A 22,522-nucleotide genomic window follows, 5' to 3' on the forward strand; every position below is an offset into this window, starting at 1 on the left:
TAAGTATACGCAGTTCTTTCCTTGAATACGATAATTAAATGCAGAATGTTAGAATAATTTAATTTCATTCGCCTCTAAAATTAAAACGTCCAACTAACTCACTTAACGTATCTGCTTGTGCTGATAACTCCTCACTTGTCGCAGATGTTTCTTCTGCTACTGCTGAATTTCCTTGAACAACACTCGATATTTGATTGATTCCTTGTTCAATCTGTTCCATCGCCTCAGCTTGTTTTTTGGTAAGTTCACTCGCTTTTTGCACGCTACCTTTAATATCATTAATTCCATCTATGACCTGTTTGTTTGAATGAGCAGTTTTTTGCGTAATTTCGTTTCCAGTCGTAATTTCATTTAAAGACGCTTCAATTAACTTTCTTGTGTTAATTGCAGATTGAGCACTTTCATCTGCCAGTTTTCTAATTTGATCTGCAACAACAGCAAATCCTTTTCCAGCTTCTCCTGCTCTTGCCGCTTCAATTGCTGCATTTAATGATAATAGATTAGTCTGTGAAGCAATACTTTCTATCTCGCCAATGATATGTTCAATTTCTTTGGAAGTCTCACTAATTCGTATCATGGCATTCGTCAGTTCATTCATATTTTCATTACTTTTGGATGCTTCTTGTGTCACTTCATCCGCTTTTTCATAAGATTTATAAGCCTCTAAAGCGTTTGCTTCTACCTGACTGGTTATATTAGCTATGGTTGCCTGTAATTCTTCAACCGAGCCTGCCTGATCAGTTGCTCCTTCTGCTAAGGATTGTGCACTTTCAGACATTTGGTTTGCACCAAGTGCAACCTGTCTGGATGCTTCGTTGATATCCTTTAGGGTAGCATCTAATCTTCTATTTAAATTACGAACGGATAGTAATAATCCTTCGAAATCACCAATATATTTTTCTTCACAACTTGTTGAAACATCAAAATTGCCCTCAGCCATTTCTTCTAACAAGTAATCCATATCCTTAACTACGGATGCAAGCATATCAATCATAGTAGCAACACTCTTAGCGATTTCCTCTATTTCATCGCCCGTACTAATCTCTATTTTAATGTCAAGGTTTCCATTTGAAACTTCCTCAAACTTATCTTTTAGAATGTCTAGTGGTGAAAGTGCCTTATATAAAATTTTCTTTATAAAGTATACTAAGCATACCAAAGTTACAAATGCTACTACCATTAAAATAATAATAATGATATTACGAATAAATGTTGTTTCTGCTTTTGGCAAATAAGCAACAATAGTCCAACCTGTTGTGTTACATTGGTCAAATATTCCTAGATAAGTTTTCCCGTCATATTTAAAATTCTTATTTCCTTCAAATTGATTTTTCACGGAGTCAACATAGGAGTTAGATAGTTTTGAACTTATCTCATCCAGTGTTTTTCCTTTGCTTGCTTCATCACCAGAATAAGCAATATGATACTCATTGGTAATTAAATCAATGGAACCATTCTCGCCTATCTTAATTGCATTTAACTTTTCTTCTAAGGTTGATTCAAATAAATCAATCCCTAAAAAGCCAACAACAATCGAAGAATCTTTACTTGAAAATATTGGGGTTACAATACTAATACTAGTATTATTTAACTCTTCATTTTTATAAGGCTCACTTACAATGACATCTTTTGCTTGCGAAACTGCTTCATACCAAGCCAAAGAATTAATATCTGTTTGTTTTACGCTACCATCACTCGATAGAAAAGTCTGATTTTGTACTCCATAAATCCATAAATTTTCTCCACCATCTGTTGCAACAGTCTCATAGGCCGCGTATAATTTTTCTACTATTTTATCTTTATCCTTACTTTTTTCAACCTCATTCAAAGTAGTTGCTTTTTCAACAAAATCAGATATCTCCTCGTTATATTGAAACATCTCTGCCGCAAATATTTTATTTCGAAATAAAGAGTCTACCTGCTTTCTTGCATTAATCGATTGCTCATGCAAAGCACTATCTTCAAGTCCCGTAATTGTAATTGATATCAATACGACCGGAATGATAATAATAATTATTAACGCAGGTATCATTACCGATAGCATTCCGCTTTGTACTTTATTCATAATCGTCTTGTCTTTTCTCTTTTGTATCATTCTTACTTTACCTTTCATTTTTGCATCGTATGACTAGTCTTTTTTATTTCCTTTATTCTCTTATTTTTCATATATTCTTACGTGAATTAACCTTATCGAACAAAAAAACGTTCTATTACCTCTAATGTTTCTTTTACTTCCCCCTCTCCCATGGCCCCTGATACAAACATAGCTTCAAATTGAGAAGGAGCAATGTAGATTCCGTTCTCTATCATATGTTTAAAATAGGTTCCAAAAGCTTTTGTATCAGCCATTTTAGCCGTTGTATAATTTCTAACCTTCTGATTGGTAAAAAACATACATCCAAGAGAGCCTATATAGTTTATCGAAGCCTCAACTTCATTCTCTTTAATAATTTGCTTCATTCCTTCAAAAAGCATGGTCGCAGTTTCATTTAACTTTTGATAAAAGGATGGGTTTTCTTTTAATAAAGTCAACTGTGTAAAACCAGCCGCCATTGCCACAGGATTACCACTTAAGGTTCCAGCTTGATAAACCATGCCCAAAGGAGCTACCATTTCCATAATCTCTCGTCTTCCACCATAAGCTCCAACAGGCATTCCACCACCTATTATTTTACCAAAAGTGGTCAAATCTGGCTTGATATCATAATAGCCTTGCGCTCCATCAATTCCCAATCGAAACCCTGTAATGACTTCATCAAAAATAAGTAAGGATTTATTTTCATCACAGATTTGTCTTAGTTTCTTTAGAAAATCATCTTCTGGTAATACAACCCCCATATTGGCGGCAACTGGTTCAATAATGATTGCAGCAATCTCTTTTCCCCACTTTTCAAATAGTGTTTGCACACTGTCAAAATCATTATAAACGGCTGTTAATGTATCCTTTGCACATCCCTCAGGTACTCCCGCACTATCAGGTACGCCTGCTGTCATAACACCAGAGCCTGCCTTTACAAGCATAGCATCACTATGTCCATGATAGCAACCTTCAAATTTTACGATTTTATTTCTTCCTGTATATCCTCTTGCGACACGGATTGCACTCATTACCGCTTCTGTTCCTGAATTCACCATACGAATCATATCAATGGAAGGTACTAACTCACAGATTAATTTTGCCATTTTCACTTCGTATTCGGTAGCTGCTCCAAAGCTTAGACCGTTTTGGCAGGCCGCTACTACATTTTCGAATACCTGTTTTTGATTACTTCCGAGTATCATAGGCCCCCATGAACCAATGTAATCGATATATTTTTTCCCATCTGCATCTACGATATAAGCACCCTCTGCTTTGCTGATAAATCTTGGTACTAATCCAACAGACTTATATGCCCTTACTGGGCTGTTTACTCCACCAGGAATATATTTTTGCGCCTCTTCATATAATTGCTCTGATTTGGTCATTATCCAATTCTCCCTTCGTCCATGTATTTCGCTAATTCTTTTGCAAAATATGTAATATAAATATCGGTACCCGCCCGATACGTACTTGCTGCCATTTCACAAACAATTGAAGCTTCATCAATATAACCCATGCTGGATGCGGCTTTTACCATCGCATATTCTCCACTTACACTATAGGCAGCAATTGGAAGATTAACAGACTCAGATACTTCCTTAATAATGTCCAAATATGATAATGCAGGCTTAACCATTATAATATCTGCTCCTTCATTTGCATCTAAAAGAGCTTCCTTAATGGCTTCTTTTTTATTATGGTAATCCATCTGATAACTTTTTCGATCTCCAAAGGAGGGAGTCGATCCTGCCGCTTCACGAAACGGTCCATAAAAAGACGACGCATATTTTACGGCATAACTCATAATCGGTGTTTGAACATAACCGTTTTTTTCTAACTCTTCACGAATTCTTTGTACTCTTTTATCCATCATATCAGAAGGTGCAACCATATCTGCACCTGCCTGTACATGAGAAAGGGCTGTTTTGGCTAACAATTCTAATGTCTGGTCATTGTCAAGATATTCACCCTTTAAGATTCCACAATGCCCATGTGAAGTGTATTCACAAAGACAAACATCCGTTGCATAATAAAGGTTTGGAAATTCTTTTTTTGCCTCCATAAGAGCCTTTTGAATAATGCCGTCTTCTGCATATGCTTCACTTCCAACTAAATCCTTATTTTTCGGAATTCCAAACAGCATTACGCTTGATACACCTGCATTTGAAACTCGCTCTAGTTCGTATTTTAGTCGATCCACACTATAACGATATTGCCCCTTCATAGATGCAATTTCTTCCTCAATCTTATCCCCTTCTTGCACAAATATTGGATACATTAAAGAGGATTTGTCCATCCTTGTTTCTCTCACCATTTTTCTAAGTATTTCACTGCTTCTAGTCCTTCTTGGTCTAACTAACACGTCTCTACCTCCAACTAACCATTGCCATTATTCTATTATTTATTTATTCTTCTACTCTGATGTAGTTTTTCCAGACATTCCACTAAACTCTCCATCGTTGCTTCTTTTGAAACATAGGTTTGCATCTTATAACGATTCGCAGCTTCTTTCGTTTTATTTCCAATACAAATGGCTCTTAAATTCGTGTAATCAACGTTTTGATTGGCCTTAACAAATCCTTCTACCGTTGATGCACTGGTAAATACTGCATAATCGATTTCTCCCTTTTCAAGTTCTTTTGAGATATCAAAAATTGGCTCTTCATAATTAATCTCATACGTTGCTACATCATAGATATCAGCTTGTGACTTTGTAAGTTCACTAAGAATTTCATCTGCGCCTTCTTTCGCTCTCGCAATTAGAACTTTCTCTTCTTTTTGAAGAACTTTACTTAATTCTTTACCAAGCTCTTCTCCATAATATAGCGTAGGCATTAAGTCTGGAAAAATTCCTTTTTCTTCTAATACCTGGCTGGTTGCTTTTCCAACAACTGCAAACTTAATATGATTTAGCTTTCGAATATCTACTTTTAAGGTTTGCAGCTCTTCAAAGAATATTTTTGCACCTGTTGGACTTGTCAATACAACCCACTGAAATTGTTTTAGCTGTTTAAGACAATCATAGAGTCTTTCATTGTTTTCTATTTTACTGGCAACGATACTAGGAAGCTCTAATACTTGTGCACCTTTGTTTTTAAGCATAATCGAAAGCTTTGAAGATAATGCTTTTGGCCTTGTTACTACCACTTTACAACCAGATAAGCTGTTTTTATCATACCAGGAAAATTTATCTGACAGCTCACATACCTTTCCAACTACAATAATAGATGGCGATATTATCTTATCTTTTTTTGCTGCTTCATATAGATTCTCTATGGTTGAAACAACCTTACGCTGATGTGCTTTGGTACCATTTTCAAGTACGGCTGCTGGCATATCTTTACTCATTCCACCTGCTATAAGTCCATCACAAATCTCCTTTAAAGAAGAAACACTCATTAGAAAAACAAGTGTACCCTTTGTTCTTACTAACGCCTCAAAGTCAATATCCAATGCCTCGTTCCTCTTCTTGTGTCCTGTTATAATATGTAGGGAAGAACAATAATCACGATAAGTAACTGGAATTCCCTGATATGCTGGAACTGAAACGGCACTTGTAATTCCTGGAACAATTTCAAATGCGATTTTATTTTGCACTAAAAGCTCTAGTTCTTCTCCACCTCTTCCAAATACAAATGGATCGCCACCCTTTAAACGCACTACTTTTTTGCCTTCCATCGCTTCATTAAGTAAAATTTGATTGATTTCACTTTGTGAAACAATGTGATCGCCTGCCTGTTTTCCAACATAAATCTTCTTTGAAGTAGCTGGAATCATTGTAAGAACTCCATCGCCAACTAATCGATCATATACAACGGTATCTGCTTGCTCCAATAATTCTTTCGCCTTTAAAGTAAGCAACTGTGCATCACCTGGACCAGCGCCAACTAACCACACCTTACCTTTCACATGTTTTTTTTGCCTTGCAGCGTATATTCCAAGTTCTTTTGCATGATGAATGCTATCTTGAAAGGTTGCTTTTTCTCCATCTTCATACATGCATTCTAACGTAATTACCTCGTCTTGTATCCTTGCATAAGCTGCCACTGGTGAGGTACAGCCTCCATTTAATTCCTTAATAAATGCACGTTCACATAGAGAAGCCACTTCACTTTCTGTGTCATTTACACAAGTAAGAAAGGAGTAATCTTCTCCTTTTCTTCCTTGAACTGCAAGGATTCCCTGACCAGCCGCAGGTAACATTTCTTCTATGGTAAACTCTTTTGATATTCTATCTTGCAATCCTAATCTTTTTATTCCAGCAGCCGCCAAAATGAGTGCAGAAAATTCACCTGAGTCCAATTTTGCTAGCCTTGTAATCACATTTCCTCGTATCGGCTTAACTTGCATTTTGGGATATAACGCCTTCATTTGCAAAGTTCTTCTAAGGCTTGAACAACCAATTGGAAGCTCCTTCCTTAACACAGTTACATCCTTTGGTAATAGTAAGACATCCTTTGGATCTTCTCGTTTTGAATAAGCAAGAATGGGAAGATCTTCATTTACTTCCATTGGCATATCCTTTAAGGAATGAACTGCAATGTCTATTTCATGGTTTAGCAATGCCTTGTCTAATTCTTTGACAAATAAGCCTTTGCCTCCAATTTTATCTAATGTTTTATCAAGTATCCTATCACCTGTTGTTTTCATTGTAATTAATTCAATTTCCAGTTCGGGATGATGTCTTTTTATACAATCAATTATAAGCTTCGTCTGTACGATTGCTAATTTACTTTCCCGACTTCCAACTCTAATTTTTCGCACTACTCTCCACCTCTTAACTCTTTTCTGATTTTTGTGGCTGTCTCACTTACTTTTTTATGATTTGAACCATTTCCTGCTATGCCAACGATCAAATCGTTTGTCTCTACAATTGCAGGAAAAAAGAAATCACACTGGGACTGATTTCCTGCATTATTGACTAGTAAATTATTTTTTTTACATTCTTTATAGATGCTTTCATTGATTTTTTCATCATTTGTTGCAGCTAAAATAAAAAAGGCATCTGTTTCGATTAAACAGTCAGGATAGCTGCCCTTTATCCAGTATATTTTTTTCTGATTAATTAAATTCTCCAGTTCTTTACATACAGCAGGAGAAACGACTGTAATGTTGGCATGAAATAAAAGCAAGGTGTTTATTCTTCGATAAGCGACCTTGCCCGCACCAAATACCATTATTTTTTTATGTTCCAAAGGTATAAACATAGGAAATCTCAATTCACTCATTCATTTGACTCCAAAAACAACATTTTAATCATTATTTGTATAAATTTTATTCATTCCCTCAATGCATTCTCTCCAGGTATCAATGTTAATATTATCTCTTAACCCAAATATTAATTTATCTACTACCTTTTTCGATGCCTCCGCGATATTTTTTTCCAGACTTTCTCTACATTCCTCTTCCATCTCTAACTTTCTAGAGACACCCCAAACTCGATTACCAATATCTTTTGCTGCCAAGTCTGCAATCTGCTTTACCAATGGAATGACATCCTTGCACTCATACCATTCTACGAACTCTTCAATTTGAGCATGTAAGATTTCTCCTACACGCTTTAAATCTTCATTTATATTTTCATCCGAAATATCAACTTTAAAATCATCGATATCGTATAATGTAACAAATGGAAGGCCTTTTACTTTAGGATCTATATCTCTTGGAACGGCCAAATCCAAAAGAAGTAAAGGTTTTTCCAGTTTGATTTGTTTTAATTCTTCATATTTTACAGTACAATTGGGACTAACTGTAGCACTGATAACGATATCACAGTTATTTATGTAATCCATTCTCTCACCATAGTTGATACGTTTACATCCTTTTGGTATTTCAACAACACCACTTTTGTACTGCCTTACCGTAACTGTTACATCTGCATTTTTATTTTTCAAGGTGGTTGCAGAAAGCTTTCCCATTTCACCATTGCCTATGACCATACAAACTTTATTCTTTAATTCAATTCCTTCCCTTTGCAAATATGAAATTGCCTCTTCAACAACGGAATGATTTGCATTTGATAGCCTTACGTTAGTTTTAACTTTTTTTGCTGCCGTAATTGCCATTCGAAACAAAACCTCAAGAACATGATCCGTACAGTAGTTATCTCTAGCAAGTGCCAAGGCATCTTTGACCTGCGTAATTATTTGATCTTCTCCAAATACCTTTGATTTAACTCCGCATGAAAGATTGAATAGATGCTTTACAGCCACTAAACTTTCTCTTTCCGTTAGAAACGATTCATAATCCGAATAATTAAGTTTTCTTAACTCGCAGAAATATTTCTTTAAATCAACCGATAATTTGTCGTGATAACTTACCCATATTTCTGTACGATTACAGGTGGAAACAATAACACATCCTTCTATTCCTTCTATTTCTTTTATTTTTTCCATCGCTTGTACACTGCTACTTTTTGTTAATGCAAATTGTTCTCTATATTCAACTGACGCTTTGTCATGGTCAATTCCTACCATTCTTATGTTCACTGATATTGCTCCTCTTTATTTAGTCCACGGTTCATGTGTTATTCTTTCTAGATTATACTCTTTTCATATCTATCTGTCCATGCCATAAATAGAGATATATCGACATTAATACGACACTTATTCCATCAATTTGATCGGTATAAAGGTTTCCATTTGAGCAAAACCTTGTCTTTTTATTACTTCTTTTGGTGTAATAATATGCCCCATTGTATAATGATTGTGTCTTTCGTCTAATTCAATGATAGTAGATTGTTCAATATAATCTAACGCTTTTGTATGCAATCTATTATTTTCTTCTTCATCTCCATCTTGATAGACATAAGTAAGATATAATCCCCCTTCAAAATCAACCACCTGATTTCCACCATCTTCCATACCTTCTGCTAAAGCAAACCACCATACCATACCATTTTCTCTCTTATCATAAAAAAGAAAATCCCTAGGCATAAAGTTGTCTCTGTCTGATGGTTCAATACTAGAAAAATAAGAATCAAATTTTCCTAGTATTCCATTTGAAGAAAAATCAAAATTTGTATCAACTCCTGAAGATGCTGCTTGAAACGATGGTAATGAAATAATCTTAAAGCTCATAATTATACTCTCCTTTTTTGTTTTTATTTTTTTATATATTTTTTACTATATATTTTTAACAACTTTTTTATTTACCATATATTTCAACCTTTTCCATTCTTTAAATATTACATAGTTGTTACAAAAGTGTTACAATTAACTTGTTCTTAAGAAACAAATAATTAAAGGAGGATATGCATATGTGTTTCAACTTTAGCTCATGTAACTTAAGTGACTTATTAAGCTTGCTTTCTAAATACTGTGGTAAATAATAATAAAGTCCATAAATTAAATAATAATTTGAAGCAAAGACAATCTTTTTACAATGGGGATTGTCTTTGTTTCATTTATCACTTAAGTAAACTTTATAACATTACAATCCTCTTCCTTTGAATATAGCTTCAAGAAATAAGGACCACACTCCTCTTCATGTGTCTTTGCAAACGTCCAACAAAAATCTTTATCTGTCATTACAAAGTCTTCATATAAATCTTTGTTTTTCCATTCAAAACGATCTGCATTTCTTATTTTAATCCCGACATTAAAATAACTTAAATACAAGTAGCAATCCTCTTTTGTTGTTTTGTCAAATGCCTTTAACGCATTTTCATGGGTTTTACATTTTGCATACTCATAGCTAAACATATGCCATAGATAAAAACCTTCTGGATAACATACTTTTTTTGCTTTTTTTATATTTTCTTCTGGAGCAAAAGTGTAAATCCATGCATTTTTAAAGGCATTTACTTGACTTTTTTTCATAACATGAAAAGGAATGTTTTGCTCTTTTAAATCCCAAATAACAGATTGCAATGTTTCTTGCTTCCATTTTTCGTTCATTTTTCTATCATGAAGCACTTCTTTCACCTTTTTGACAGGATGCCACCAATTTGCTGGCTCAGGAATTGTGTGATTTGGCTTTTCAGGCAGTACCCAAGGAAATCTTTCTGAAAAAACTTCAATGCAAACAAATCCTTCTTCTATATTAACAACATCTCCATTCCATCTTACATTTTTTAGAATTGGTCTAAAAGAAAAGCGTCCCACTTCAATCATATTAAAATAAGTAATTGCATCTTCTGCACTCTTATCACTATCATTGACAACATCCTCTTTGTCAGATTGAATCATACTACCTTTTATCAGATACATTCCAACGATTGGATAATATCTATTTGCGTTATACCCCAATGATTCAATGTCACATTTGTGTGGTAATATGCCAAGCTCCTCAAAAAAACTTTTTTCTTCTGGCTTCATCTTTTCCAGATATAAGCAGTAATTGTTCCACGCTTCAATATCTCTTGGTAAAACTTGAAGTGTACTATAATATTTCTTTGTTGCTTCTACATCAACATCAATTTTTATTTTCCCAAATTCTTTGATCATATAAGACCTCCATTTTCTGTAATTTATCATATCATACAATATTTTATATAGAATATAACACACAGATACAATCAAAAATAAATGATTTTTTAGTAATTTTTTTTACTATACTAAACACATCGTAACATATTTTATACTTAATTTGTAGGGTTATTATTATTTCTTCTTATTTTGAGCTTTTCAGCTAGCCAAAGAACGTCTAAAAGAGCTAACTGTTTATGGCGATAACGAGGAAATTGCTTATTTAAGAAGTCAAAGCTCCTCTTTGCGTTTGTTATCAATGGACATGTTGAAAAAGGCTCTATTACAATATGAACTAATTGGCTTTACAGGATATGTCCCAAAATCCATGCATAATATGGAGCTACATATTCCACTTAAATATGCCAAATATCTTTGGGGTTGGCCGTATAAATTTGTAAAACGTATGGAATCAGTAAATACTCGTGTCGTAATTGTAGAGGGGAACGCAAAATTGTCAGAGGGGTTTGATACGAAAGAAAGCCTAACTTCAATTCCCAATAAATATGAGGGATATGTTTGGACGAACAGAATTGATCGAACAGCCTCCCAATAGAAAAAATATGGTACTTTAAATTATAGTTCAAATGTCTAATCATTCAAATATTTATAATAAAATTTTTCTATATCTGCATATACTATAATAAAACCAAGGTTACTGATAAGATGGAAATTTATGTAGTAAAACCAAATGATACAATTTATTCAATCGCTAATAAATTTGATGTTTCTGCAACACAACTGATACGAGATAACGAATTAGAATTTCCAAATGAATTAGTTCCCGGACAGACCATCGTAATTGTTTATCCGAAGGAATTCTATCTGGTAAAAGAGGGGGATACCATTGAAAGTATTGCAAAAGAACATGGTATCTCTCAAATGCAATTGCTTCGAAACAACCCCTTCTTAGCAGATTCACCCCTTTATCCTGGTGAATCATTAACCATACGTTATAATACAACAAATACTATTACAACCCAAGGCTATATTTTTCCTTATATTGATAATGAAATTCTTAGAAAAACTCTTCCAAGCTTAACTTATGTTTCGATTTATAACTATAGAGCCGTTAATGAAGGAAATATAATTACTTATATTGATGATACAGAGGTAATTAAAATTGCAAAAGAATATGGTACCATTCCACTCATGATGACTACCACAATGTCGCCACAAGGCAATCCTGATAGCGAGACCGCATATGGATTGTTATTAAACGAAACATATCAAGATACGTTAGTAAATAACACGTTACGTATCATGAAAGATAAGGGTTACATGGGGATTAATATAGTCTTTAACTATATTAATTTAAATAGTCTTTATTTATACGAGAGAATGATTTTAAAATTTAGAGCAAAATTGGCTGATGAAGGGTTCCTACTCTTTATTACTATCAATCCAATCATAAAATATATAAACAATGAGTTAGTCTTTGACGAAATCAATTATAGTAATATAGCTGAATCCGTGGATCGCATCACCTTTCTTCAATTTATTTGGGGAACCAATTATGGTCCTCCCTTACCCGTTAATTCTATTTACAAATTAAGAGCAGTCGTTGAAAGTGCATTAACTACACTTCAATCGAAGCAATTACTTGTTGGATATTCCTTAATTAGTTATGATTGGCAATTACCATATGTTCCTGGTACTTCCTATGCTAATGCCCTTAGTATAAACTCCTCCTTAAGACTGGCCCAAGACGTAGGCGCAACCATCGAGTTTGATTTAGTGTCCCAATCTCCTTTTTTTAATTATATTCAAGGTGATAAATCAGAGCATATCGTATGGGCAGTGGATGCTAGAAGCATTGAAGCTCTTATGCAGTTAATTACTAGTGATGATCTTTGCGGGGCAAGTTTTTGGAATCTTATGGTATATACAGCCCAACTATGGTTAGTCATTAATTCTCAATTTGAAATCATAAAGCTTATTCCAAATAAATTTGACGGATAAAGAATGGTAAACTCATGTATTTATTCATATATATAGAAATAAAACAAAGGTATTACTAATATGGAAATTTATGTGGTACAACCAAATGATACAATATATTCGATTGCAGCAAAATATAATGTATCTCCCAAAAAACTAATTCAAGATAATCAACTTGATTACCCAAACAGACTCGTTACGGGCCAAACCATTGTAATTGTATATCCCAAACAGACTTATATTGTTAAACCAGGAGATTCTTTAGAAAGTATTGCAAGAGAAAATAACGTATCTTTTATGCAGCTATTAAGAAATAATCCCTTTCTATCTAATACCACAATTAAGCCAGGAGATGTGTTAACGATAAGCTATAATACATCAGGAACAATGGATACCAATGGTTATATTTATCCTTATGTTGATCGAAATATTTATAAAAAAACACTTCCTAGTCTAACTTACATCACCATTTATAATTATAGAACAACTGGCGAAGGTGGTATTATATCCTATTATGATGATACAGAGGTTGTGCAATTGGCAAGGGAGTATGGAACGATTCCTCTCTTCATGGCAACTACATTATCCGCCCAAGGAGAGCCAGACACAGAAGCAGTCTACAGTCTTCTATTAAATGAAACCTATTTTAACAATTTTGTTAATAATTCAATCGAACTTATGAAGCAAAAAGGATATTTAGGTTTAAATATTGTCTTTAATTATATGAATCAAGGCAGTTTACAACTGTACTTAGATGTCGTAGTAAAATTAAATGAAAAACTTGCACAGAATAATTTCTTATTGTTTTTGACAATCAATCCAGATACTAGGTATGTAGATGATCAGGTAGTCTTTGAAAGAATCGATTACAGCGTTTTTGAAGATAAAATAACGAATATAACCTTTCTTCCATTAATTTGGGGTACCAACTATGGTCCTCCTTTGCCAATTAATTCATTCAAGTGCTTATCAACATTTGTTGAATATGTCACAAGTATTATGAGTGCTGATAAAATCATAGTTGGAAATACTCTTATTAGCTATGACTGGCCTCTTCCATATGTACCAGGTGTGACATATGCCAATTCATTGAGTATTAATTCTTCTTTGCGATTGGCAATGGAAGAAGGAAGTACGATTCAATTTGATGAGATATCCCAATCTCCTTATTTTAACTATACCAATAATTCAACAGAACATATTGTATGGACAGTAGATGCAAGAAGTATTCAAGCTTTGGTTGATGTAATTCGAGAATATAAGTTAGAAGGAGCTGGATTTTGGAATCTTATGATTTATGCTGCCCAATTATGGTTAGTCATTAATTCACAGTTTGATGTCAATAAATTTATTCCAAACATATTTGATTCCTGATTACAAGCTGGTCTAGCATTGACAATCTTATAAAGCAATGTTAGACTCATATGTGAAATTATGGCTTTTTAACAACTTTCATACAAGGAGATAAAAATGTTTACAAAAAAAGCAATTCTAGTTGTAAGCTTTGGTACTAGCCATCTAGATACCTTAGATAAAAATATTAAAGCAATTGAGCAGGATATCCAAAACTCATATCCTGATTATAAGATATATCGAGCTTTTACAAGTCAAATGATTATAAAGAAGCTTAAATCAGTTCATAACATTTCCATCCATACCGTTTCTAGCGCAATGAAAAAAATGCAGGCTGATGGCATTACTGAAGTAATGATTCAACCCACTCATATCATTCATGGAATTGAAAATGATAACATGATAAAAGATGCGTACCAAGCAAAGGATGCTTTTACATCTATCAAAATATCCACTCCCCTACTTTCTACTTCTGAGGATTATCTCAAAGTAGTAAATATTCTTATGAAGAATTATCCAGTTAAAAAAGAAGAAGCGCTTGTATTAATGGGGCACGGAACCTCGCATTACGCAAATTCCTCTTACCCAGCTCTTTCTTATACATTTACACAGCAAGGGTATAACAATGTATTCGTTGGTACGGTGGAAGGATATCCAGAGTTAGAACACCTTTTCGATATGATAAATAAACAATCCATACAACATATTAAACTTTTACCTTTTATGCTAGTAGCTGGAGATCATGCGCTAAATGACATGGATAGTAATGACGAAGATTCTTGGAAATCCAAATTTCTACAAGAAGGTTATGAAGTAGAATCAATTGTAAAAGGACTTGGTGAGATAAAAGAAATCAGAGAACTTTATCTAGAACATCTTAATAAAGCGATACATGGCGAATCTACGATTTTAGACTTTAAACTTGATACTATCTAATTTTAGATATCAAAAGAGGAGGAAAGTATGGCGTAACTTTCCTCCTCTTTTGATAAGCTTATTCATTTTCAAAAAATCGGTCTAATCCATTGGCTATTCCAATTGATATTTTATTCTGGTATTCATCTGTCGCCATCAAAGCATCCTCTTCTTTATTTGTCATAAATCCCATCTCGATAATAGTAACAGGAAGGTTACACCAATTAATACCGCTCATGTTGTCTGTTTCTATGATTCCTTTATCAGCTGCATTCGTTGTTGCAATACATTCTGTTAATACCATCTTTGACAATCGCTTACTTTGTTCATAATAAGAGCCTACATAAGGATTCGCTGAGGTTTGACACATGGTAAGAAGTCCATGAACATTACTATCCTCGGAACCATTCGCATGTATCCTAACAAATGCTTCTGCCCCAGATTCGTTTGCAATTTGTGCTCTCTTTGCATTACTTAGATTTACATCATTCGTTTCTCGTATCATTACGACTTGATAGCCACGATCTAAGAGTTCTTGCTTTACTTTCATTGCAACTGACAGCGTTAACTGATATTCTGCTAACCCGCTTACCACCCCACTCGTTCCAGATGCAACTTTCGCCTTTGTTTGGGTAGCTCCAGGCCCTATTGGCTCTTGCTCACTATTCCCCTTTGCCTGATGTCCTGCATCAATTGCTACGATATGTCCTGCGCCACTGCTACTTGGTTCCTCGGTTGTCAGATATTCGGTCGCTATATATCCTTCGACATCTTGATATATGACTTTACTCCACTTCGTTGCGATTCCAATTCTTTGGAGGTTAGCATTTTTTCTTAAGATACCTAGACTTTCACTTTCTATACTTGGCAAGCTTCTAACATTAACGTTTGTTACTGCATAAACCGTTTCTTCAACCGAAGTAAAATTTAAGTCCTGATTATTTATATCCTGCACAGTTGCTTCATTCTCAACTTCTAAATCTTGTGTAATCATTTGCTCTGTCTTTTCTTCTTGCTGTTTTGGTTTTTCTTGATTCTCTTGTAGCGAAGAATCTTTTGTAACCTCTTCTTTTTCTTCTACTTGAGTAGAGTTATTTGTATTATTTTCTTTCTCAAGGTCTACTTTCCTATTTGTACAACTAATCAAGGACATAGCCAAACAACACACGAACAAAATTGTAATTATCCTCTTCATTTTATCGCTCCTCATCCAACATGTATAATAACGCATTGCAAATAGCCGCTGCTACGTTACTGCCCCCTTTTCGTCCTCTTGCAACAATATAAGGTATGTCAAGGCTCATAATTAGTTCTTTTGATTGTATTACATTAACAAATCCAACTGGTACACCAATAATAAGTGCTGGATTTATCTTTCCTTCTTGAATTAATTCATATAGTCGAACCAGTGCTGTTGGAGCATTACCAATTGCAAAAATAATTGGCTTTTGAAGTAAAGCTGCTTTATCCATGCTCGCAGTTGCTCTGGTCGTACCATTTTCCTTCGCTATTTGAGCAACATCGTCATCTGACATAAAACAGTATACTTCTCCTCCAAATTTAGCCAACGATTTTTTATTAATTCCAGCTTTACCCATCTGCGTATCTGTTACAATACATGCACCATTTTTGAGCTGTTCCAGCGTTTTCTTTACTACATCTTTTGAAAAACACAGCGTATTGGCATACTCAAAATCTGCTGAAGTATGTATAACCCTTTTTATAATCGGTGCCTTATCATCCTCTGGAATCGGGGGATTCATTTCTTGTGTTATGATTTCAAAGCTTCTCTTTTCAATGTCTCTTGGGAGTACATTTTCTAAATCAATCTTCATATTACCTCCATTACTTATCAAGTGGTAAGACCTTCCTCTAGTATCTGATAGATCTGTTTCATATCCAAGCTTTCTCTTAAATAATTAGCCAAACTATCATATTGTTTTTCTTTATATTCATCAAAATCTATCGACTTAATATCTTCTTCCTTTAATCCAAGCTTAACGCCAAGCGATAGAATTAATTTTCTAGTTACTTCTTCTTCATCAAAGATACCATGGATGTAAGAGCCATATACATTATCTAAATATGCACCATCCCATTTTTCCTTTATAAAATGTTCATTTTTATCAGTATTTATCTCTTTTATTCTAGTAAGAGGCTTTATAACATCACTTAACAGAGTGCTTTGTCCCATATGAAGCTCATAGCCTTTTAACGCTACGGAAGATAACGCATTAAGCCCTCCCTGTAACAGTTCGAATCTTCCTGTAACTTGCCTTCTTGTTTTCTGTTCTTCAAAAACTGTCTTAATTGGAAGTAAACCCATTCCCTTCATTTCTCCGCCCGCTTCGACTGCATAAGGATCGTGTAAGGTTTCACCAAGCATTTGATATCCGCCGCAAATACCAAATATAATAGTGTCTTTTGCAGCTTCCTTTAATATAGCAGCTTCTAAACCATTTTGACGCATCCACAACAAATCACCCATTGTATTTTTTGTTCCAGGAATAATAATCATGTCAGGGCTTTTTAAATCCTGTACTTTATCTATAAAACGAAGCGATACTCCTTCGATTCGCTCCAGTGCATTAAAGTCTGTAAAATTCGAAATCCTTGGTAACTTAATCACTGCGATGTCAATACTTGATGCTTTTTTAGTCTTGGTAAAACGATCCGTTAGACTGTCCTCATCCTCAATATCTACATGCATGTATGGAACCACTCCAACTACAGGAATCCTTGACTTTTCCTCTAGCATGACAAGTCCTGGTTTTAGAATTTCTTTATCACCACGAAACTTATTAATAATGCTTCCTTTTACCATTCTTTGTTCTTCTTCCTCTAACAAAACCATAGTACCAATTAGTTGCGCAAAAACGCCACCTCTGTCAATATCTCCAACCAGTAATACAGGAGCTTTTGCCATTTTTGCCATTCCCATATTCACAATATCTTCACTTTTTAGATTAATTTCAGCTGGACTTCCTGCACCTTCAATTACAATAATATCATATTCCTTCGAAAGTGTATGATAAGCCTTCATGATATCAGGAACTAAATTCTTTTTATATTTGAAGTAATCAACCGCTTTCATATTACCAATTACTTCCCCATTTACAATGACTTGAGATCCAAGATCATTTGTAGGTTTTAATAGAATTGGATTCATTAATACATTAGGCTCTATCTTAGCTGCTTGTGCTTGCATTACTTGTGCTCTTCCCATCTCAAGACCGTCTTTTGTGATAAAAGAGTTCAATGCCATATTCTGCGACTTAAAGGGGGCAACTTTATAGCCATCTTGTTTAAAGATTCTGCATAACCCAGCTACAATAAGACTCTTTCCTGCATTTGACATGGTTCCTTGAATCATGATTGATTTTGCCATTATAATCTCCTCATATTAACTCATTCATTTATCCTATCACTCTTTGTTTCTGCCATTCTGGCAACGCTTTAATACCTCAATTAACTTTTTATTTTCTTCGTGCCCTTTTATAGCAACTCGGTAAAAGCCTTCTTCTAATCCACGATAATTACTACAATCTCGAATTAAAATGCCTTCCTTTATACATAGATCAAACAATCCCTTTTGCCCTTTAAAAAATATATAATTCGCCTTTGAACCATAGATTTGAAAACCACACTCTAATAATTCGTGCATCAAATAGCTTCTCTCATCCCTTATCAGTTCCTTTGTTTTTGCTACGTACTCCTTTTGCTCTAATGCTGCGACTCCTGCCTTTTGAGCTAATACGGAAACACTCCATGGTTGTCTTACTTTATTTATCAACTCAATCATTTTAATGTTTCCTATTGCTGCAAATCCAAGACGGATTCCAGGCATCGCATACAGTTTTGTAAAAGCGTTGATTACAATTAGATTATCGTATCGTTCTACTTCTTTTATAACGCTAACTTCTGCCCCATTCTCCAAAAAGCTTATAAAACATTCATCAATCACTAATATTGTTTTATTTTTCTTACATGTTTCAATGATACGCATCATTAACTCTTTTGGTATCACTTCTCCAGTAGGATTATTCGGATTACATAAAAAAACCATGTCAATCTCTTTCGTAACTGCATTTAGAAAATCTTCTTTTAGTATGAATCCTTGCTCTTCTTTTAATCGATAGCAAAATATCTTAGCATCAATTGCGTGAAGTGCTTGCTCATATTCTGCGAATCCAGGTGCAAGAATCAATGCCTTTTTCGGCTTTAGTGCAGCTGTTATAGCAAAAATAATGTCTGCTGCTCCATTCGAACACAGAATATAATTCTTTTTTATTCCATAATACTTGGCAAGACTTTTGCAAAGTTCTTCACATCGAACATCAGGATAATGAACCGCCAAATCAATACTATCCATGAGAGCTATTTTTACACCTCTTGGTAATCCAAGAGGATTTATATTAGCTGAAAAATCTATCACATCTTTGTGTTTATAAATATCTCCGCCATGTACATTTATCATGATAACTCCTTTACTATTGTATATACAAAATAAGAATCATAACGCAAAACACAAGCACTCCTAAATAAGCCGTTACATACATAAGTCGATTTACTCTCTTAATATCCAAAGGCTCTAAATCTTTCTTGGCATCTCCAATTGTCTTTTTCTCATATAATTTACCAAAATAATATGCGTTTCCCGCTAGCTGAATGTTTAATGCCCCTGCACAAACGGACTCTGTTTGTGCAGAATTTGGACTTGCATGCTTCAAGCGATCGCGTTTAAAGATATACCAAGCATTCTTTGCATCATAACCACACAGAAAGGAGGCTGCTATCATAAGGAGAGCACTTATTCTTGCAGGTATAAAGTTTAGCACATCATCAAGCTTTGCACTCATTCTTCCAAAATACAAATTCTCTTCATTTTTATAACCTACCATGGAATCCAATGTGTTTACCGCTTTATAAAAGAAACCAAATACAGGTCCTCCAATCATCATAAAAAAAAGTGGTGCAATGACTCCATCTGTTGTATTTTCCGCTACTGTTTCAACGCTAGCTTTTATGATTCCTTCTTTACTAAGAGCCGATGTATCTCTTCCAACAATCATGGATACCGCATGTCTTGCTTTTTCTAAATCAGGGTCAGATAACGCATCATAAACCTTCATGCTTTCCGTACGAAGAGATTTCGTTGCAAGAATCTGATAGCAAAAAATCGTCTCAATTACAAACCCCAAATTAAAGTGAATCCGATAACCTACAAACAAAAGTAGAAATGGTACAATCGTAGAAAGAAACACTACAATAAAACATAAAATAATTCCACCAATTAGCTCTCCAACCCTATTAGAAGGAAAAAACGCTCGAATCTTTTTCTTAAAAAACGAAATTGTATTTCCTATCGCACATATGGGATGAAAAGAACCAAAGGGATCTCCAATGATCAAATCAAGAATAAACCCTAATACTACTGGTAACATGCACTGCCTCCATCAATCTCTAATAAAAATCCTTCACAGTTTTTGGCAAGCCAGTCATGATATGATCTTTTTTCCTTAGCAAATAACGTCATGATAGACATAATCGTTCCGCCATGTGTTACAATTGCAATGCTATCATATTGATGCTTCACTGCGTCTTTTATAATATGCAAAAAAGTATCCTCTACCCTTCTATTCGTATCCTCCATCGATTCACCGTTTGGAAAACCACTCATGGCATTACTGTCAATCCATTTTTGATAATCTTTGTTTCCTTTCAATTCTTCATAATTTTTATATTCAAAATCACCAAAATCAGTCTCCCTTAATCCTGAAATCACTGCCGTTTCGTGGTTAGGGTATAGAATATTTGCAGTTTCTTGACATCGTTTTAGTGGGCTTACATACACTTTACAGACGAAAGGAAGTTTCTTTTCTTTTGCCAGTGCTATACCTTCTTCACATAAAGACTCATCTGTACTACCAATAAAGCGTTTTTCTAGATTGCCCTTTGTGATAGAATGTCTTATTAAATACACTTTTATGATTGCAGATTCTTTTATTTCCTGATCGTTTTTCTTATTTTCTTTTATCTTAGTTGCAATCCCATATTGTACTCGATATACCTCTTTTGCGTAACCTGCAACAAGACAGCCTATTCTACCGACCATCTCTCTATATTTTCGTTCAAATGCATCTACTGGTACTAGGCCACTTCCAATCTCATTGCAGATGATAATAAGGTCTTTATTTTCCTTTAGCCATGTATCAATAAAAGTATAAACATCGATTTCTTCTTTCATTCTACGATAAATCAAACGTTCGAGTCCACAAATTGCTTTTGCCTGGAGCAATTCTTCATAATTACAGTATTCGCCGTCTAAGATTTCCTGTTCGTTTATATGAAATTCTTTTTTTACAAATTCTTTTTTTCCCTGATATGCGCCACCGATTACAAATATCATATCTGCCTCCGTAAAATTAGTACTGAATGGTTAAAACAAGCTGTCCAACGAGTGCTCCAATTGCCATAAAAAGTTCGCAAATTTGCAAAAACCACCCTGCCAAGTCTCCAGTAATTCCTCCAAACTGCTTATAAGATGTGCTACGGTAACAATGAAGTGCTACCATTGCTCCTAATACAACGCTAATTCCTATAAACCCACCAACAAAAATCATAAAGGCACTTGAAATAACAGCGAAAAACAACATACAATAACGCACCACACGCTTTTGTGCTGCATCAGAAAAAGCATGTACCAAGCCGCTATCCTTGGCTAAATCAAAGGAAACAACCGAAAACCCGCTCAATGCCCTTGATAATATGTATCCAAAACATAAGGTAAGAACACTTTGTATGTTTAACTCGCTCCATACTCCAATTAAAAGGATAAAATAGACCAAACAACTAATAAGAGCAAATGCACCAATGTGAGAATCCTTTAAGATTTCTAATTTGCGTTCTTTGGACTGATAGGAATTAATTGCATCCTGTGTGTCGATAAAACCATCCAGATGGATTCCACCTGTTATTATAATTGGAATGACAAGAATACCAGAAATTCGAAAAAGAACGCCTAACTCCAACAAGCTAGATAAATAGCAAAACCCATAAAGAACCAGACCAATTACCAGCCCAATTACAGGAAAAAAACACATGGAATAGCGCATATTTTTCTCATTCCACTGCGTCTTTGGCATTGGTATCTTTGAATACATTGAAAAAGCTATCTTACATCCATTCCAAATCACAATCTATCCTTCCTTTCCAAAAAACTGGTATGGAATAGACAACTTCACATACCACATCGGCTTGGTTTGCAATCTCTTGGTTTAATCTTCCAAGTAATTGTATATATTGTTTCATTTCTATATCGGCAGGCATTGAATCGTTAAATACCTCATTTGAGATAATAATCAAGTTTTTACAAGCTTTAGACAAAAGAAGAATCCCTTGCATAATTTCTTCAAATGCTTTTTCCTTGGCTCCATACTCCATATATAACTCGTTTGCCAAAAGATTTGACATACACTCCAATAAAACGGTGTGTCCCACATTGGATACAACTTCTTTTAAATTGCAATAGCACTCGATTGTCTCAAAGCCTTTTCCAGCTCTCATTTGCTTATGTCTGTTTATTTTATCTAGTGTTTCCTCCCCATAAGGGTACATAGTAGCAAGATATGTCTTTTTCTCATCACCTGATAAACGCAGACAAAGTTCTTCTCCATATGCTGATTTTCCACTTCCGCTTGCACCTGTTATTAATACTATCATAGATTCTCCCATCCGACTATTCTTTTTTCCCTTAAGGAGGTTC

The 22,522-nt window shown here is 34.6% G+C and carries 20 protein-coding genes; 4 read left to right on the forward strand and 16 right to left on the reverse strand.

Going from position 1 to position 22,522, the window contains the following annotated elements; genetic code table 11:
• Positions 1 to 64: 64 nt before the first annotated feature.
• The 8 genes from F7O84_RS05695 to F7O84_RS05730 form a co-directional block, all read right to left on the reverse strand.
• Positions 65 to 2,113 carry a methyl-accepting chemotaxis protein gene (locus F7O84_RS05695; RefSeq protein ID WP_151142864.1) on the reverse strand — a complete coding sequence of 683 codons (2,049 nt, stop codon included), beginning with the start codon at positions 2,111 to 2,113 and terminating at the stop codon, positions 65 to 67.
• Positions 2,114 to 2,187: 74 nt separating this feature from the next.
• Positions 2,188 to 3,465: a glutamate-1-semialdehyde 2,1-aminomutase gene (gene hemL / locus F7O84_RS05700; protein WP_151142867.1), complete on the reverse strand. Its 1,278-nt coding sequence runs from the start codon at positions 3,463 to 3,465 to the stop codon at positions 2,188 to 2,190.
• On the reverse strand, positions 3,465 to 4,442 hold the full coding sequence (gene hemB / locus F7O84_RS05705) for a porphobilinogen synthase (protein WP_151142869.1): 978 nt from the start codon (positions 4,440 to 4,442) through the stop codon (positions 3,465 to 3,467). Before hemB ends, hemL begins: the two co-directional genes overlap by 1 nt.
• A gap of 35 nt (positions 4,443 to 4,477) precedes the next feature.
• Entirely contained in the window at positions 4,478 to 6,844 is a 2,367-nt protein-coding gene (gene cobA, locus F7O84_RS05710) for a uroporphyrinogen-III C-methyltransferase (protein WP_151142871.1), read from the reverse strand.
• The gene (locus F7O84_RS05715) at positions 6,844 to 7,308 is read right to left on the reverse strand and encodes a precorrin-2 dehydrogenase/sirohydrochlorin ferrochelatase family protein (RefSeq protein WP_151142873.1); all 465 of its coding nucleotides are present in this window, start codon (positions 7,306 to 7,308) and stop codon (positions 6,844 to 6,846) included. The genes cobA and F7O84_RS05715 overlap by 1 nt, the downstream gene beginning before the upstream one ends.
• Before the next feature lie 24 nt (positions 7,309 to 7,332).
• Positions 7,333 to 8,568, reverse strand: coding sequence for a glutamyl-tRNA reductase (gene hemA, locus F7O84_RS05720; protein WP_151142875.1), 1,236 nt, complete (start codon positions 8,566 to 8,568; stop codon positions 7,333 to 7,335).
• A 117-nt stretch (positions 8,569 to 8,685) separates the two neighbouring features.
• A complete protein-coding gene (locus tag F7O84_RS05725; protein WP_151142877.1) occupies positions 8,686 to 9,159 on the reverse strand; it encodes a hypothetical protein in 474 nt (157 codons plus the stop codon).
• Between the two features lie 333 nt (positions 9,160 to 9,492).
• Entirely contained in the window at positions 9,493 to 10,527 is a 1,035-nt protein-coding gene (locus F7O84_RS05730; protein ID WP_192451669.1) for a DUF4275 family protein, read from the reverse strand.
• A 280-nt stretch (positions 10,528 to 10,807) separates the two neighbouring features.
• Here F7O84_RS05730 and F7O84_RS05735 point away from each other — a divergent pair, with 280 nt between their 5' ends.
• From F7O84_RS05735 to F7O84_RS05750, 4 genes are all read left to right on the forward strand, one after another.
• Positions 10,808 to 11,104, forward strand: a complete 297-nt coding sequence (locus tag F7O84_RS05735) for a PI-PLC domain-containing protein (RefSeq protein WP_151142881.1) — start codon at positions 10,808 to 10,810, stop codon at positions 11,102 to 11,104.
• Between the two features lie 110 nt (positions 11,105 to 11,214).
• On the forward strand, positions 11,215 to 12,510 hold the full coding sequence (locus tag F7O84_RS05740; RefSeq protein ID WP_151142883.1) for a LysM peptidoglycan-binding domain-containing protein: 1,296 nt from the start codon (positions 11,215 to 11,217) through the stop codon (positions 12,508 to 12,510).
• A gap of 60 nt (positions 12,511 to 12,570) precedes the next feature.
• On the forward strand, positions 12,571 to 13,863 hold the full coding sequence (locus F7O84_RS05745) for a LysM peptidoglycan-binding domain-containing protein (RefSeq protein ID WP_151142885.1): 1,293 nt from the start codon (positions 12,571 to 12,573) through the stop codon (positions 13,861 to 13,863).
• Between the two features lie 96 nt (positions 13,864 to 13,959).
• A complete protein-coding gene (locus F7O84_RS05750; protein WP_151142887.1) occupies positions 13,960 to 14,778 on the forward strand; it encodes a sirohydrochlorin cobaltochelatase in 819 nt (272 codons plus the stop codon).
• Positions 14,779 to 14,836: 58 nt separating this feature from the next.
• Here the strand turns inward: F7O84_RS05750 and F7O84_RS05755 are convergent, their stop codons facing one another.
• The 8 genes from F7O84_RS05755 to F7O84_RS05790 are packed head-to-tail and all read right to left on the reverse strand — an operon-like array spanning position 14,837 to position 22,479.
• On the reverse strand, positions 14,837 to 15,952 hold the full coding sequence (locus F7O84_RS05755; RefSeq protein WP_243140818.1) for an N-acetylmuramoyl-L-alanine amidase family protein: 1,116 nt from the start codon (positions 15,950 to 15,952) through the stop codon (positions 14,837 to 14,839).
• A gap of 1 nt (position 15,953) precedes the next feature.
• Positions 15,954 to 16,592 (reverse strand): precorrin-8X methylmutase, encoded by a 639-nt coding sequence (locus F7O84_RS05760; protein ID WP_151142889.1) that lies wholly within the window; start codon positions 16,590 to 16,592, stop codon positions 15,954 to 15,956.
• Positions 16,593 to 16,609: 17 nt separating this feature from the next.
• Positions 16,610 to 18,145: a cobyric acid synthase gene (locus tag F7O84_RS05765; protein WP_151142891.1), complete on the reverse strand. Its 1,536-nt coding sequence runs from the start codon at positions 18,143 to 18,145 to the stop codon at positions 16,610 to 16,612.
• A 36-nt stretch (positions 18,146 to 18,181) separates the two neighbouring features.
• On the reverse strand, positions 18,182 to 19,234 hold the full coding sequence (gene cobD / locus F7O84_RS05770) for a threonine-phosphate decarboxylase CobD (RefSeq protein ID WP_243140819.1): 1,053 nt from the start codon (positions 19,232 to 19,234) through the stop codon (positions 18,182 to 18,184).
• A gap of 13 nt (positions 19,235 to 19,247) precedes the next feature.
• Positions 19,248 to 20,201: an adenosylcobinamide-phosphate synthase CbiB gene (gene cbiB / locus F7O84_RS05775; protein ID WP_151142895.1), complete on the reverse strand. Its 954-nt coding sequence runs from the start codon at positions 20,199 to 20,201 to the stop codon at positions 19,248 to 19,250.
• On the reverse strand, positions 20,189 to 21,166 hold the full coding sequence (locus F7O84_RS05780) for a bifunctional adenosylcobinamide kinase/adenosylcobinamide-phosphate guanylyltransferase (RefSeq protein ID WP_151142897.1): 978 nt from the start codon (positions 21,164 to 21,166) through the stop codon (positions 20,189 to 20,191). The genes cbiB and F7O84_RS05780 overlap by 13 nt, the downstream gene beginning before the upstream one ends.
• A gap of 16 nt (positions 21,167 to 21,182) precedes the next feature.
• Positions 21,183 to 21,953: an adenosylcobinamide-GDP ribazoletransferase gene (locus F7O84_RS05785; protein ID WP_320411217.1), complete on the reverse strand. Its 771-nt coding sequence runs from the start codon at positions 21,951 to 21,953 to the stop codon at positions 21,183 to 21,185.
• A complete protein-coding gene (locus F7O84_RS05790) occupies positions 21,934 to 22,479 on the reverse strand; it encodes a bifunctional adenosylcobinamide kinase/adenosylcobinamide-phosphate guanylyltransferase (protein ID WP_151142899.1) in 546 nt (181 codons plus the stop codon). Before F7O84_RS05790 ends, F7O84_RS05785 begins: the two co-directional genes overlap by 20 nt.
• Positions 22,480 to 22,522 lie beyond the last annotated feature (43 nt).

It is taken from the genome of Candidatus Galacturonatibacter soehngenii (assembly GCF_008830185.1).
In the GTDB taxonomy this organism is placed as follows: Bacteria; Bacillota; Clostridia; order Lachnospirales; family Lachnospiraceae; genus Lachnotalea; species Lachnotalea soehngenii.

Coding starts and splice junctions, on each gene's coding strand:
- hemL (WP_151142867.1), bottom strand. CDS start 3,465: ATGACCAAATCAGAGCAATTATATGAAGAGGCGCAAAAATATATTCCT.
- F7O84_RS05760 (WP_151142889.1), bottom strand. CDS start 16,592: ATGAAGATTGATTTAGAAAATGTACTCCCAAGAGACATTGAAAAGAGA.
- F7O84_RS05755 (WP_243140818.1), bottom strand. CDS start 15,952: ATGAAGAGGATAATTACAATTTTGTTCGTGTGTTGTTTGGCTATGTCC.
- F7O84_RS05765 (WP_151142891.1), bottom strand. CDS start 18,145: ATGGCAAAATCAATCATGATTCAAGGAACCATGTCAAATGCAGGAAAG.
- F7O84_RS05725 (WP_151142877.1), bottom strand. CDS start 9,159: ATGAGCTTTAAGATTATTTCATTACCATCGTTTCAAGCAGCATCTTCA.
- F7O84_RS05695 (WP_151142864.1), bottom strand. CDS start 2,113: ATGAAAGGTAAAGTAAGAATGATACAAAAGAGAAAAGACAAGACGATT.
- F7O84_RS05745 (WP_151142885.1), top strand. CDS start 12,571: ATGGAAATTTATGTGGTACAACCAAATGATACAATATATTCGATTGCA.
- F7O84_RS05740 (WP_151142883.1), top strand. CDS start 11,215: ATGGAAATTTATGTAGTAAAACCAAATGATACAATTTATTCAATCGCT.
- cobD (WP_243140819.1), bottom strand. CDS start 19,234: ATGATAAATGTACATGGCGGAGATATTTATAAACACAAAGATGTGATA.
- F7O84_RS05735 (WP_151142881.1), top strand. CDS start 10,808: ATGGACATGTTGAAAAAGGCTCTATTACAATATGAACTAATTGGCTTT.
- F7O84_RS05790 (WP_151142899.1), bottom strand. CDS start 22,479: ATGATAGTATTAATAACAGGTGCAAGCGGAAGTGGAAAATCAGCATAT.
- F7O84_RS05780 (WP_151142897.1), bottom strand. CDS start 21,166: ATGATATTTGTAATCGGTGGCGCATATCAGGGAAAAAAAGAATTTGTA.
- F7O84_RS05730 (WP_192451669.1), bottom strand. CDS start 10,527: ATGATCAAAGAATTTGGGAAAATAAAAATTGATGTTGATGTAGAAGCA.
- F7O84_RS05750 (WP_151142887.1), top strand. CDS start 13,960: ATGTTTACAAAAAAAGCAATTCTAGTTGTAAGCTTTGGTACTAGCCAT.
- F7O84_RS05715 (WP_151142873.1), bottom strand. CDS start 7,308: ATGAGTGAATTGAGATTTCCTATGTTTATACCTTTGGAACATAAAAAA.
- cbiB (WP_151142895.1), bottom strand. CDS start 20,201: ATGTTACCAGTAGTATTAGGGTTTATTCTTGATTTGATCATTGGAGAT.